The sequence below is a fragment of the Kitasatospora sp. NPDC058478 genome (assembly GCF_042720345.1).
Lineage (GTDB): Bacteria > Actinomycetota > Actinomycetes > Streptomycetales > Streptomycetaceae > Kitasatospora.
The window spans coordinates 43980-57266 of record NZ_JBHXML010000053.1 but is presented as its reverse complement, the minus strand read 5'-3'; the positions used below and the strand labels follow the sequence as shown (position 1 = coordinate 57266).

Genomic DNA, 13287 nt, shown 5'->3' with positions numbered 1-13287 from the left:
CGGTCAGCACGGCCTGGTCGCCAGAGCGCGGAAGTGCCGCTCAGGGTCGAACCGGCTCAGGCCGATGTCCTGTACGGTCGGCGCGTCCAATTCCAGGCACCGCTCGATCGCTGTCGCAAGCGCCAGGGCCACGTCCTCGTCGTCGTGCTCGGGAACGACCCTGGCAACGGCTCCGGTGCTCTCGCACAGAGCCGCCTCCGCACAGGTGCCGTCTCGCCAGCAGAGCGCGGCGACGGGCGTACCGGCACGCAGGGACTCCCCGAAAACAGCCGCGCCGGCCTCCACGTAGCTTCGTGAGCACGTGTAGACGTAGACCGAGGCATCGGAGAACGCGGCCGTCTTGGCCGCGCCTCCGACTTCGCCTACCCAACTGACGTGATCAGCCGCGAAGAGGGCCTGGTGCCGTCGCACGTAGTCGTTGTCAAAGACCGGTCCGACAATGCGTATCCGCCGACCGAGCAGTTGGGCCGCGCGCACCGCGAGGTGCGGCGCCTTCTCCTCGTCGATCCGGCCGAGCCAGACAAGGTCGCGGCCGGGCCAGGCGGGAGGTTCGGCTTCACCGAGCCCGAGGTGGACCGCATGCTCCAGCACCGGCGTGTGGGCGGCGTACAGCCCCACCATCTCGGGCGAGTAGCAGTACAGCCGGGAACGCTTCGCGTCGAAGGCGTCGGCGGCGTGCCGGAAGACCGGCGAGTGCTGGAAGGTCGCGACGTCGCAGTCGAGATCGGCCCAGACCCGGCGCCACCCGGGGAGCGACGGGTACTCGTGTCCGACCACGAGCAGGTCGTAGCCGGTGGAACGCAGGTCACGAGTCTGCCGGGTACCCGGCTGGAGGTCCTCCAAGCGGATCGGACGGGTGGTCCAGTCCGCTGCGAGGCCGGTCCTCCAGCCGGGACCGAGGAGGTGTACGTCGGCGCCTGCGACTCGGGCGCCTTCCGCCACTGCCCAGAGCCAGCGTTCGATCCCGCCGTAGCCGGCGGGCGGGAAGGTGTAGCTGCTGGGGAAGTCGCAGATGCCGACTAACACTTATGCCTCCGTGGTTCCGTCCGCCGAGATCCGGCGGAATCCGAGGTAGGGCACCAGGGCCTCGGGCAGGACGACGGAGCCGTCCTGCTGCTGGCACTGTTCGAGAAGGGCGGCCAGGGTGCGGCCGATGGGCAGCCCGGAGCCGTTGAGGGTGGCGACGGGCTTGGTCTTGCCGTGCTCGTCCCGGGTGCGGATGCCCGCGCGGCGGGCCTGGAAGGAGCCGCAGTCCGAGACGGAGGAGATCTCGCGGTAGGTCTGCTGGCTGGGCAGCCAGACCTCGATGTCGTAGGTGATCTGAGCCGAGAAGCCGAGGTCACCGGCGGCGAGCTGGACGACCCGGTAGGCCAGACCCAGCTCCTTGAGACAGGCTTCGGCGTGGCTGAGCATCTTCTCCAGCTGGGCCTGCGAGTCCTCGGGGTCGCAGATGCGGACCATCTCGACCTTGGAGAACTGGTGCTGGCGCAGGATGCCGCGGGTGTCACGGCCGTAGGAACCGGCCTCCGAGCGGAAGCACGGGGTGTGCGCGGTGAGCGCCAGAGGGAGTTCGGCGGGCGGGATGATCTCGTCCGCGTAGAGGTTGGTGAGCGGGACCTCGGCGGTCGGGATCAGGAAGAGTTCACGGTCGCCCATGCCGGTGGCGAAGAGGTCCTCCTCGAACTTCGGGAGCTGGCCGGTGCCGGTCATGGTCTGCCGGGTGACGAGGTACGGGACCGCGTGCTCGACGTAGCCGTGCCGCTTGGTGTGCAGGTCCAGGAAGAGCGTCGCCAGGGCGCGCTCGATGGCGGCGCCAGGTCCGCGCGAGACGCTGAACCGGGAGCCGGAGAGCTTGCTGGCCCGGGTGAAGTCGAGGATGCCGAGGGCCTCGCCCAGGTCCACGTGGTCCTTCGGCTCGAAGGAGAAGGACGGCGGCGCACCGAACCGCCGGATCTCGACAGCGTGCTCGTCCGAGTCGCCGTCGGGGGTGCTGTCCAGCGGGAGGTTGGGGATGGTCAGGAGGAGGTCGCGCAGTTCCTGCTGGGCCTGGTCCTGCTCGGCCTCGGCCGAGCGGATCGACTCCTTGAGGTCTCGGGCCTGGCCCTTCAGGGTCTCCGTGTCTCCACCCTGCCGGGCCACCTGCTGGACCTCCTGGGCGACCCGCTTCGACTCGGCCCGCAGATCGTCGGCGCGGGTGATGAGCTGAGATCGGCGGGACTGAAGAGACTCCAACGCAGAGAGATCCAGGGTGTAGCCGCGGCGGGCGAGGCGGCGGACCGCCTCGGAGCCCATCTCGATCAGGGCGCGGGGATCATGCATGGGAGTTCGTCTCCTCCAGCTGGACAGATGGTCCATCGAAGGTAGCAAGTACGCGCCCGTCTTCTGGCCTCGCGGCCCATCCGCCCGCAGCGTTGGTCTCTTTCTCCTCCGTATCCAGGATGTTGAGCAGGTCCGTGATGAGGTCGTCGAGTTCGCCGTCCTCGATCCTGGTCAGGTACAGGCAGCGCACCTCGTCGAAGAAGATCGGCATGGCCCGCCCCGAGCTCTCACGCATAGTCCGTCTCTGCCACCGGATCACGGAGGCCAGCAGCCCGTGCGCGACGACCACCCGGGGCGAGGGCAGCTGGAGGGCGCTGCGAAGGCCGCGCAGCATCCTGCGGATGGCTTCGCGTTGGGACTCGGCAGCACCGGGCGGCTCTTCCCAGGGGCCGGCGGTGACGAGCCAGCGCGCGTACTCCGTGAAGGGGCCGCCTTCGAACTGCCCGTAGTCCACTTCGTTGAGCGCGGGCTCGACCTTGACGGGTTGGTCGGCGTCGCCCATCAGCAGCCGGGCCGTCTCGCTCGTACGGGCGAACGCCGAGGTGAGCCAGCTGCTTGGCTGGACGGCGGCGAGCACGCCGCTGCCGGTCCGGCAGGCGACGCGACCCGCTGGGTCGAGTGGGAGATCGACCGTCGGGTCGCCGTTGACGCGGTGAGTCGTGCTGTAGCGGGTGCTGGCGTGGCGCAGGAGGTAGGTGGTCATGTCCGGCCGGTCCTCTCCGGCAGCGCGGTGAGGTCGAGGTCGGCGGCCAGCCCCGCGATCACCCGCTCCATCGTGGGGGCACGGTGGTCCTCCACCTCGCGGTAGTAGAGGAGCCCGTCCACGCAGAGCGCGAGGCTCCAGTGGCGCAGCCGCCGTGGGTCGAGATCGGCGGTGACGGCGGCGGTCTCGAACCGGTCGCGGGTGCCGGCGCCCAAGTTGTAGTAGACGGTCCAGAACGCCCAGTCGAAGATCTCGTCCCCAGTCATCGGCAGGGGGTCCGCCAGGACGGGCTTCCTGTCGTGGTCGAAGAGGACGTTCTCCCGGTAGACGTCCGCGTGGAGGACCGTTGCCCGCGTTTCGTCGGGGTGCAGCCCGGTGACCAGACTCTCGCCAAGTCTCGCCCAGTCGACCTCCGCCTGGGGGCGTTGCGCCGCCAGGCGCCGGTGCACTCGCGGGATCAACTCGCCGTCGAGGTAGTCGCGGAGGCCGGGAAGCGCTGCGGCTGTGGCCGTGGCAGTCGCGCCTCGGCCGATGCGGTGCAGTTGCCGTAGTGCGGCGGCGACGTCCTCGTGCTCGTGGTTCGCCGGTCCGGCTGCTCCGCCGGGTATAGCGGCCACCACCTCCAAGGCGGCGATTCCGAGGTCGTCCGCGTGGTTGAGCACCTTGACGGCCGGCCCGTCGGCCCAGATCCCCAGCGCGGCCACCTCGTTGCGGTAACGGCTGTGCTCCGGCCACGCCTTCAACAGCACCTCGCGTCCGCTGCCGCGCTCGTGCGCCACCATCAGCAGCGAGGCGTGCCCGGCGTCGTGGTAGCGGTGGAGGATCAACTGCCAACGTTGCGCGGCTTCGTCGAAGCGCTCGGGTGCACGGGCGAGCCACCCGTGCACCCCCGGGCCGTAGTGCTCCCGAAGGCGCTGCCAGGCGCTGCGCGGAGGCAGGAGGGTGCGCGATTCGGTGGGCATCAGCTGAGCCGGACGCCGTGGTGGACCAGATCGGCGGTGAGCTCCGGGAACCCGCCGAGGGCGAGGGCGACCTGGGCCTGCACCTTGTCGATGTCCGGGTCCTCGGCCGAGAGCCGGACCAGGACCTTCCAGGGCTGGTCGAGTCGCTGGCCGGTCGCGCTGACCAGGTGGACCTCGGCGTAGCTGCCGGTCTCCTCGTACAGGCGCTGGGCGAGCCGGGTGGCCGCCAGGTTGTAGAGCTTCCCGACGTGGTAGACGGGGTTCTTGCCGCTGGCGCCTTCCAGGTTCATCGGGCGCAGCGGGGTGATCAGGCCGTTGACCCGGTTGCCGCGACCGACGACGCCTTCGTCGCCGGACTCGATGGAGCTACCGGTGTAGGTCAGGTAGAGCTCGTCCTTCTCCGGGACGTCGCGCGCGTTGAGAAGGAAGGTGACCTCAACGCCGCCGAGGTGCTGCTCGGCGAACTGGGCGCACTCAGCCAGAACCTCCTCCTTGTTGGCGAGGTACGCAGCCCGGTCGGGCACGTGCTCGGACTTCTGTGGGACGCACAGGATGGCCTCGGCCTTCGCGCCGTCGAAGTGCCCCATCAGCTTCACGTCGGAGCCGCACCACGGGTTCGCCCGGGTGAACTCGCTGACGCCGGACAGGTGGTTGACCAGCGCGTGGGCGAACTGCTCGAACGGGGCCATCGGGGCCCAGCCGGTGCCGAGCGAGGTGTCGTTGGCGAGCAGGGTGTGGCGCTCGCGCAGGTCGTCCACCGAACGGGGTGCGAACCAGCGCGATCGGTCGGTGCCGCTCTCGTCGGTCACGACCGCGCCGGGGCTGGGGTTGCTGGTGATGTTGAAGACCAGGTCGAGGTGGCCGACGAGCTCGGGCAGGCGGTCGTGGAAGAAGGCATGGACCGCCTGCTCGACCAACTCCCGTACCGGGATGTCCTCACCGCCGCAGGCGTACGCGGCTCGTCCGTTGACCAGCACCTTCACCGGGGCCGTCATCCGCCCAGCGCCGTAGCGGACCTCGCAGGAGCCGCCGAGCAGGGCGAGCTTGTCGAAGTTGTGGTGGAGCACGGCGCCGAAGCGGTCGAGCGTGTAGCGGCTGTATGCGCGGGAGAGCTCCTCGGCCAGGTGGTCGGCGAGGGTGTCGGGGTGACCAAGCCCCTTGCGTTCCAGCAGGACGAGGTCGGTGGGGAGCTGACGCCCGGTCTCGATGGTGATGCTGCTGTGCTCCACGGTCGTGCTGACTCGCTGCATGGCGATCTCCTCTTCCGTCGGTCCGGCTACGGCGGCAGCCAGCGGGGCGTTCGGCGCGTAGTTGCACCGAACACCTGCACGTCAGGCTCGTAGCGGTGTGTAATGGGCGCTTAGCGCTCGGAGACATTCAGCCCTGCCGGCGAACGGCCCGACCAGTACCGGCATTCGGACAGCACCCGCTGTCCACAAGAGACGCCCTGGGGGATCAAGTGCCGCGACCACCGAAGCCTCTGGACCCCACCCGGTCCGCGGCTCACTGGCTCGGCGCGGAACTCCGGCACTGGCGGGAACTCAGGAAGCTGAGCCAGGACGAACTCGGTCGGCTGGTCCACCTCAGCGGGGACCTGATCAGCAAGTTCGAGCGGGCGGAACGACCGTGCAAGCTCCACCACACCCGGGCGTTGGACGCCGCCCTGGACACCGGCGGCGTGCTCTCGCGGAGCGTGGCGCTGGCCGAGGCTGAAATGGACAACCGCTCCGGGGAAATGGACAAACGGCCCGCTGCGGCCGTCAAGGCTCCCCGAGGAGCGCGGCTCGGGGGCACGCTGGACGGGTCAACTCACGCTCCCGAGTGGAACGAGTCCGACCCCATGGAACGACGCAACTTCCTCACCGCGACGGGCGCCGCCATCGCTGCCGGCCCGCTGGCCCAACTGCTGACCTCCACCTCGGCCGCCGCCGTTCCGACGACGGTTCGGCCCGCCGATGTCGAGCAAATCCGCGACGCTGCGACCACACTGCGCGGCTGGGACAATCTCTACGGCGGTGCCGGCGTAGTCCGCGAGACCGCGCTGGCCCAGCTCAACTGGGCTGCCGGACTGCTGAACAGTCGTTGTCCGGCCCCGCTGCGAGCCGAGCTGTTCGGTGCCGTCAGCCGACTGGCGACCGTGGTCGGCGCGGCTGCCTTCGACTCCTTCGCCCACGACGACGCCCAGCGCCTCTTCGCCTTCGCCACGGCGTGCGCGGAGGAAGTGGACAACTGGCCGTTGCGGGCCATCTCCTACAACCTCCGCTCCCGCCAGGCCATCTGGCGCGGCGACCCCGACTCCGGTCTCACCCTCGCGGAGCTCGGCCTCGCCCGCGCCGACCGCCTCTCCTCCGCCGAGCAGTCGATGCTCCACAACGCCCGCGCCCGAGCCCTGGCCAAGATGGGCCGCACCCAGCAGACACTGGCCGCGATCGGCACGTCCGACGACTCGTTCGCTTCGATCACCCCGACGGCCGAGGGGCCGTGGATGGCGTACTACGACGGCGCCCAGCACCACGGAGATACCGGCCACGCCCTCTTCGACCTCTCCCTCGCCGGCCATCCGCCGCAGGAAGCCCTCCGGCGGCTGCAGGCGGCGGTGGACGGCCACGACGAGGGGTTCGCCCGCTCGCGCGCGTTCTCCCGCACCAAGCTCGCCACCCTCCAGATGGCGGCCAGCGACCCCGACCAGGCCTTGGCCGAGGGCCGCACCGCGCTATCCGAGGTCAGCGACCTCCGGTCGCTCCGGGCCAACTACGAGCTGGCCGAGCTCGCCCGCGTCGCCCACCGTCATCGCAGCCTCCCCGACGTCCGGGATCTGCGCGAACAGATCGCCGCTACGGTGGCGGTGTGAGCAGCCTCGAAAACTCCCGCGCCCTGCTACTCAAGGCATGCGCGGAAATCGGCCTGTCCGCAGTCGGCGCCGAACCGATCCGGATCGGGGAGAACGCGCTGTGGCGGCTGCCGCACGGGATCGTGGCCCGTATCAGCCGCCCTGGCCAAGCCGCTGCCGCAAGCCGCGAACTGGCTGTCGCCCGCTGGCTGTACGACTGCGGGGTGCCCGCGGTGCGCCCGCTCGCGCACCTGCCGGAGCCGCTCAATGTGGACGGCAACCCGGTGACCTTCTGGCACGAGCTCCCCCTGCACCAGCCAGGGGCAGCCGCCGACATCGCGCCGCTCCTCCGGCGCCTCCACGAACTCCCCATTCCCACCTTCCCTTTGGGCCGCCTCGACCCATTCGTCCGGCTGGCCGCTCGGATCGACGCCGCCGCAACCCTCGACGACGACCAGCGACAGTGGCTGCGCAACCGCTTGGCCGAACTCGAAACGGCGTGGCAGGGCCTCCAGTCGAGCCTGCCGACGAGCGTCATCCACGGCGACGCCTGGCGCGGCAACGTAGCGGTCACCCCCACCACCACGTACCTACTCGACTTCGAACGGACCTCCCTGGGGCCGCCCGAGTGGGACCTCACCGCCACCGCCGTCGGCTACGGCAGCTTCGGCTCGGTTTCGGACAGTGAGTACGCCGCCTTCTGCGAGGCGTACGGAGCCGACGTCATGACCTGGGGCGGCTACCCGGTGCTGCGGAGCATCCGCGAGCTCCGGGTCACCTGCTTCGCTCTCCAGCACGCGGCAGCCGATCCAACCCGACACCGGGCAGAAGCCCACTACCGTCTCTCCTGCCTGCAAGGGCAGAGCGGTCCACGCCCGTGGGGCTGGACAACTGTCAGCTGAGATGTCGATGAGAGGGACGAGCCCGACCGTGATGACTGCACCCGTGATCCGCAGCGATGTCCCTCGATCCTTCGCTTGGGGTGTCTTCCACGAGCGGCATCCGAAGCTCGTCCAGCAGGTTCTCGACGCACTGCCGTACGGGCCGAGCGAGCGGGTCGCGATCGAGGACCTCCTCGCCGAGAGCACTGACGGTGTGCTGCAGCCGCTCAGCACCAGTGCCCACGATCACCAGCAGTGGCTGGAGTGGGGTGAGGGCCTGTTCGGACGGCCGTGGGGCGAGGCGCCGTTCCTGTGGGGCGAGAGCTACTTCTACCGCAGGCTGCTCGAAGCCACCGGCTACTTCCGGCCCGGGACTTGGCAGGGCATCGACCCGTTCGCACCGTTCAAGGACGCCGAACTCGACGGCCCGGCTGTCGACGCCGAGCTGGCGGCCCTCGGCGACCTGCCCTCGGACTTCACCGACAAGCGGGCCGCCGCGCTTCTCTCCTCGGCGCTCTGGGGCAATCGCGCCGACCTGAGCTTCCAGATCACGGCGCAGGCTGGAGGGGCGATCGCGTCCGACCTGGTGGCCGACGACAGCGAGTCGCTCTGGGCCGAGCTGGAGCGGGCCGGAGGCGGGCGTGTCTGCATCATCGTGGACAACGCCGGCCGGGAGCTCCTGCCGGACCTGGTGCTGGTCGACCACCTCCTGGCTTCCGGCCTGGCGGCACAGGTCGTCGTCTACGTGAAGCCGCAGCCGTACTACGTGTCGGACGCGACGATGGCCGACGTCCTCGCCACCATCCAGCGCCTGCGCACCGCCGCCACTGCGGCTGCCGGGACGATCGGCGAACGGCTGTGGCGAGCGATGAACAGCGGCGCGCTCGTGATCCGCACGCACCCGTTCTTCTGCGCACCCCTGCCGTTCCACGACATGCCGGCCGACCTCCGGTCCGAGTTCACCGGCGCTGCGATGACGATCCTCAAGGGCGACCTCAACTACCGTCGGCTCGTTGGCGATCAGCTGTGGCCGCCCACCACCGCGTTCACCGAGGTGACCAGCCACTTCCCCTCAGCGGTCACGGCGCTGCGGACGCTGAAATCGGACGTGATCGTCGGCGTCGACGCTGCCGTCGTCGCTCAGCTCGACAGCGCCGGGACGCCGTGGCGCACCAACGGCCGCCACGCCGTCATCCAGGTCGACCTCCGCCGGTAGTCGAAGCGCCGTCCGTGTGCCCCGGTGTCCTCGGTCGTCCGGGCGTGACGCGGCAAGCGTCGGAGGTGAACAGTGGCGGGTGCGGCGTGGACGTCAGTCCAGGTTCCAGGTCGTTCCGGCGAGGAGTCCGTCGAAGGCGAGGGCTCTCATGGCGGTGTCGAAGTCGTCCCATTCATGCTCGGGTTCGACGTAGTGCCGGTCGAAGTCGGCTCGGGTGAGGTCGGGCTCGGCCCATTCGTGTTCCGCGTCCAGTCTGCACGTGTTGCACTGCAGCTCTGCGCGGGCTCGAATCTCCGTCCTCGGGGCCTACTGGCGAGGAGTGCCCTGGAACGCCAGCCGGGCATTGGCGCGCTGACATACAGTCACTTCGGCACGGTCGACAGGCCAGTGAGGGGACCATGACCAGCGAGATAACGCCTATAACGGCGAAGGAGTCGGCCGCCAAGCAGTGGTTTGAGGCGCAGAAGCGCAAGGAAGACGAGCGCCAGCGGCGCGCCAAGGACGAGCAGTGGCGCAAGAAGCAGACCGCGCAGGCCAGCGCCGACACCGTCGCGGCACTCCAGGCGAAGGCCGCGAAGAAGCGGGAAGAAGCCGCCAAGGCCGCCAAAGCGGTCGCGAAGGCCATCGCGGAAGAGCAAGCCCGCCAGGAGAAAGCGGCCAGGAAGGTCGCCGAGAAGGAGAAGGCCAGGGCCGCGAAGAAACGGCAGAAGGCCGAGCATGCGGTGCGCATCCAGCACGTTCGGAAGCCCACGAAGAACCCGAGCCGCAAGCCTGTCCAGTCGGTCCCCCCGGGCACCTACTCCTACAAGCTCATGCAGCAGCACGCCGCCCGCATGGACGCCGAGCAGAAGGTGATGTTCGCCGAAGAGCTGCGCCGCAACGGTATCGAGCTGCGTCCGGCCGCCCCGCGTTCCGGCCAGGTGCGGAGGGAAACGCCTCCCGCAGTTCCGGCGCGGAGTGCCGGGAGAGGACGGGCACTTCCTGAGCTGGACCGCGAGCGCTACGAAGACCCGGTTCCCGATCCCGCTGTGGTCATGGCGGCGAAGCTGCGTGAGGGCGGAACCGTTCCGCTGCCTCCCGATATGCCGCAGGGGCGGGACGATGACGACGAGTGGCGGCCCCACGACCGGCGCGGACCGTATGGGCAGCGTCGGCGACGCAAGAACTGATTGGGCGACCTGGCCACGCAGTTGCCGCCGCTGACCGTGGTTGCTCCCCTCGGCCCCTCAGCAACGCGGCCTGCTGCAACACGGGAAACGTACACGGAACTCGTGGGCGCAGCGGCAGCGGACGAAGATCTGGTCGCGGACGGCGAGGAGGAGCCAGTCGCGGCGGGCGTGGCAGCCGGTGCAGGTGATGGTGATGCCGCGGGGGTTGAGCTCGGCGGGGTGCGGGACGGCGCGGATGACGGCACGCGCGGGTTCGGGGGCGGGGTTGTAGAAGTCGTGGTCGTAGTCGGTCATGCGGTCCCTTCGGGTCGGCAGCGGGGCAGCAGGGGACCATACGACGTGCGCTGCCGGAATGGATCCCTCCCAACGAGGAGGACATCGAATCGACACCGTCACCTTGCTGCACGGTAGTTGTGGCGCTCCGGCCGCCGGGTTTCCTCGGGAAGTCCCGGCGGTCTGCTTCGTTGGCTGGGTCCTGCTTTCGGCGACGGCTGACGGGTGACGTCCATGCTGGGCGAGATGGGCTGGTGGGCGGGTGCGGAGGCTCCGCACCCGCCCAGCCGTGTTGGTCAGCGTGTTCGGCGCACCTGGTCGGGCGCGACCGGCGCCGACGGTGCGATGACCGGTGTAGCCGGCGTGCCGGTGGTGCGGTTGGTGGTGGTGCGGGCGCGGGCTGCCCTGGTGCGCAGTTCGTCGGGGGTTGCGGCCGGTGCGGGGGCGGGGAGGTTGGCGTCGCGGCGGATGCGCCAGGTGAGGACGGCGGCGGGTGAGTCGGCGGTGGCGAGTTCGCGGCGCCCGGCGGCGTTGGTAAGCAGGGTGGTCGGGTTGTGGCCGGCGGCTTCGGCCTGGGCGAGGGTGGCGGCCAGGGCAGCCCAGTTCTCCTCGGCGAGGAGCCGGGTGGCCCGGTCGGCGGGCAGGGTGCGGCGAACGACGTCGGCCTGCCGGTCGTGGTCGGGCTTCGGGAGGAGCCGGCCTTCGAGGGTGAGGTGGGCGATCGGCTTGGCCGCGTGCCGGGTGTAGGCCGCGCGCAGGTGGTCGGCCGCCGTGCGGGCGGCGTCGGCCTGGTGCCGGTGGCCTTGGGCGGCGTGCCACTTGGCGATCACGACGGCGAGCAACACGAGGCTGGTCAGGATCGTTGCGGCGGCCGTGCCGTCCTCGCCCCGGCCGGTGGCGGGCCCGGCGTGGAGGAGTTCGCGGGCCGCGGAGCGCATCGCGCGCAGGTCGGCGCCGGCTGCACGGGTATGGGCGGTGCGGGTGTACTCCAGGGCTCGTGCGGCTTGGTGGAGTTCCTTCCTGCTGAGGGTCGGGCTGGTGGCGGCGAGCGTGTCGAGGACCTCGATGCCGCCCCGGATCACAGCCTCCGCGCAGGCGACGTCCTGGTCGTCGTCGAAGGCCGGGTAGGCGCGTTCGACGGTGGTGCTGGCCCGGTGGCGGCCGTCAGCGGGCCAGGTGCGGGGGTCGGGCGTGGGGAAGGCGGGCTGGTCGACGCCGAGGGAGAAGCGGGCCTGGATCTTCGGCTGGGTGAGGTCGGAGGCGAGCTTGCTGCCGGAGAACCAGATCGGCCCGCTCTCATCGCCGGGGGGAGGGCGAACTTGTAGCCGGTCACGTCGCCGGAGGGCGCGCGGCGCACGGCGAGGAGCACGCCCTTCGCGGCAAGCCGGGCGGTGAAGTCCTCCTCGTCCGCAGCTCCGGCCAGGGCCTGGCGTACGGCGGTTCGCAGCCGGTCCCGGTCGGTGCCCTCCTGACCGAGGCGCTGGGCCTTGTACAGCTCCGTGCCCTTGGCGCGCTTGGGGATCGCGTCCCGGTATTCGCGGGTGCGGGTGTCGGAGAGGTCCTTGAGCTTGTACTCGCGTTCGATCTTGGTGAGTTCGGCTTCGACGCGGTACTGGTCGCCGCGCAGGCGGGCCTGTGTGAGGTCGGCCCGCACCACGGTGGCGAGGATGTGGACATGGTCGTCGGCGTGTCGCACGGCCACCCAGCGGCAGGCGCCTTCGTCGCCGTCCGGCGCGATGCCGGCGGCGGCCATGACCCGGCGAGCGATGGCGGCCCAGTCGTCGTCGCTGAGGATGCGGTCGCCCGGGTCGGCTCGGATCATGCGGTGGTAGACGTGGTTGTTGATCTTCCTTCCGTACTGGACGACGTGGAGGTCGAGGGCGTCCGTGAGCTGCTCGAGGGTGGCGGACTGGTGGCGGCCGGGGTCGGGGGCGAAGCCGTCCCAGGAGGCGACGACGTGCGGGTCGGTGTGCTCGTTCGCCTTGCCGGGGCCGAACAGGTAGCGGAGCGCGCCGAGGGTGTTGTTGCCGTGGACGGCCTTGCTGATCAACCGCGCCTCACCTTCGCCAGCCCCATCGCGGCGGCGTCGACTCCGGCGACGGCCCGCAGTCCCGCCTCGAAGGCGTCTCGGACGGCGATGGCGGCGTCCTGGATCGCGGCGGGCCGGACGTCGGCGCCCGAGTGGTAGGCGTGGGTGAGCTGGTTGAGGTTGTTCATCGCGCCGGCGTGCTGGCGACGGGTCGCCCGGAGTTCGTCGACGGCCGCATCCAGGCTCGCGTCCCGCCCGCCGAGGCTGACGCTGTCTTCGGAGAAGACCTTGCGGGCGAGGTAGTGCGCGACGGACAGTTTCGCGGCCTTCGCCCGGCTCTCGATCTCGGCTTTCTCCTCAGGGGTGACACGGAGAGAGACCTTGGTGTGCTTCGGGTTCTCGTCGTCACGGCGGCGACGCTTGGGCTTACGGCGCGCGTCGACACGATCGGTTCGGGCGATCGGTGCGGCGGGCGGCAGCTCGTCAGCGTCAGACACGGGGACGAGGTTGGTGGGCTTCTCCTGGAGTGCCGCGCCCTCGCGGTGCTCCTGCGGCGTTGCCGTGCGCGCCCTCGCGCTCGGCAACACCACCTCGCCCGCGCCCTCCTGGGCGTGGGTGTCCGCGTCCGGGCCCCGATAAGGGGGCCGGATGCACTCGCTTGCTCCGCTGTTGCTGTGGAGGTGGTCAACTCCGTTGCGGTCCTGGGAGTTTACAGGCTTCCCGAGCAGGCTGTTCAGGGTTCGGCGGACGGTGTTCACGCGTGTTGTTCCTCGGTGGCGGCTGGCGATTCGGGCTGGTGGGTGTGTGGTGGGCAGTGTCCGGGTGGTTGCCGGTTTGGCCGTGCCGGAATTCGCAGGTATGGGCGACGTGTCCCACGCGGCCTTCCCGGGAGCGACCGCCGCATC

General features: G+C 70.4%; 13 protein-coding genes. 4 read left to right on the top strand and 9 right to left on the bottom strand.

Annotated features, from left to right (window positions below; all coding sequences use genetic code 11):
• Nucleotides 1–3: 3 nt before the first annotated feature.
• From ACFWPT_RS27330 to ACFWPT_RS27310, 5 genes are read right to left on the bottom strand one after another with little or no spacing between them, the layout of a single operon-like run.
• Nucleotides 4–1026 carry a glycosyltransferase gene (locus ACFWPT_RS27330; RefSeq protein WP_380484924.1) on the bottom strand — a complete coding sequence of 341 codons (1023 nt, stop codon included), beginning with the start codon at nucleotides 1024–1026 and terminating at the stop codon, nucleotides 4–6.
• A complete protein-coding gene (gene serS, locus ACFWPT_RS27325) occupies nucleotides 1027–2319 on the bottom strand; it encodes a serine--tRNA ligase (RefSeq protein WP_380484922.1) in 1293 nt (430 codons plus the stop codon).
• A complete protein-coding gene (locus tag ACFWPT_RS27320) occupies nucleotides 2312–3022 on the bottom strand; it encodes a histidine phosphatase family protein (RefSeq protein WP_344468836.1) in 711 nt (236 codons plus the stop codon). Before ACFWPT_RS27320 ends, serS begins: the two co-directional genes overlap by 8 nt.
• A complete protein-coding gene (locus ACFWPT_RS27315) occupies nucleotides 3019–3984 on the bottom strand; it encodes an aminoglycoside phosphotransferase family protein (protein ID WP_344468835.1) in 966 nt (321 codons plus the stop codon). The genes ACFWPT_RS27320 and ACFWPT_RS27315 overlap by 4 nt, the downstream gene beginning before the upstream one ends.
• On the bottom strand, nucleotides 3984–5234 hold the full coding sequence (locus ACFWPT_RS27310; protein WP_380484919.1) for a methionine adenosyltransferase: 1251 nt from the start codon (nucleotides 5232–5234) through the stop codon (nucleotides 3984–3986). Before ACFWPT_RS27310 ends, ACFWPT_RS27315 begins: the two co-directional genes overlap by 1 nt.
• A gap of 209 nt (nucleotides 5235–5443) precedes the next feature.
• On the opposite strand from ACFWPT_RS27310, the gene ACFWPT_RS27305 reads away from it, so the two are divergent.
• The 4 genes from ACFWPT_RS27305 to ACFWPT_RS27290 all read left to right on the top strand — a co-directional run bounded on the left by ACFWPT_RS27305 (nucleotide 5444) and on the right by ACFWPT_RS27290 (nucleotide 10080).
• Entirely contained in the window at nucleotides 5444–6835 is a 1392-nt protein-coding gene (locus ACFWPT_RS27305; protein ID WP_380484917.1) for a helix-turn-helix domain-containing protein, read from the top strand.
• Nucleotides 6832–7716 carry a phosphotransferase enzyme family protein gene (locus tag ACFWPT_RS27300; protein WP_380484915.1) on the top strand — a complete coding sequence of 295 codons (885 nt, stop codon included), beginning with the start codon at nucleotides 6832–6834 and terminating at the stop codon, nucleotides 7714–7716. Before ACFWPT_RS27305 ends, ACFWPT_RS27300 begins: the two co-directional genes overlap by 4 nt.
• Before the next feature lie 31 nt (nucleotides 7717–7747).
• A complete protein-coding gene (locus ACFWPT_RS27295) occupies nucleotides 7748–8911 on the top strand; it encodes a damage-control phosphatase ARMT1 family protein (protein WP_380484913.1) in 1164 nt (387 codons plus the stop codon).
• Nucleotides 8912–9309: 398 nt separating this feature from the next.
• Entirely contained in the window at nucleotides 9310–10080 is a 771-nt protein-coding gene (locus tag ACFWPT_RS27290; protein ID WP_380484911.1) for a hypothetical protein, read from the top strand.
• A gap of 57 nt (nucleotides 10081–10137) precedes the next feature.
• Here the strand turns inward: ACFWPT_RS27290 and ACFWPT_RS27285 are convergent, their stop codons facing one another.
• The 4 genes from ACFWPT_RS27285 to ACFWPT_RS27270 all read right to left on the bottom strand — a co-directional run bounded on the left by ACFWPT_RS27285 (nucleotide 10138) and on the right by ACFWPT_RS27270 (nucleotide 13140).
• The gene (locus tag ACFWPT_RS27285; RefSeq protein ID WP_380484909.1) at nucleotides 10138–10374 is read right to left on the bottom strand and encodes a hypothetical protein; all 237 of its coding nucleotides are present in this window, start codon (nucleotides 10372–10374) and stop codon (nucleotides 10138–10140) included.
• A 275-nt stretch (nucleotides 10375–10649) separates the two neighbouring features.
• Nucleotides 10650–11435, bottom strand: coding sequence for a hypothetical protein (locus ACFWPT_RS27280; RefSeq protein WP_380484906.1), 786 nt, complete (start codon nucleotides 11433–11435; stop codon nucleotides 10650–10652).
• Nucleotides 11432–12403 carry a relaxase/mobilization nuclease domain-containing protein gene (locus ACFWPT_RS27275; protein WP_380484904.1) on the bottom strand — a complete coding sequence of 324 codons (972 nt, stop codon included), beginning with the start codon at nucleotides 12401–12403 and terminating at the stop codon, nucleotides 11432–11434. The genes ACFWPT_RS27280 and ACFWPT_RS27275 overlap by 4 nt, the downstream gene beginning before the upstream one ends.
• Entirely contained in the window at nucleotides 12400–13140 is a 741-nt protein-coding gene (locus tag ACFWPT_RS27270; protein WP_380484902.1) for a plasmid mobilization protein, read from the bottom strand. The genes ACFWPT_RS27275 and ACFWPT_RS27270 overlap by 4 nt, the downstream gene beginning before the upstream one ends.
• Nucleotides 13141–13287: the final 147 nt, after the last annotated feature.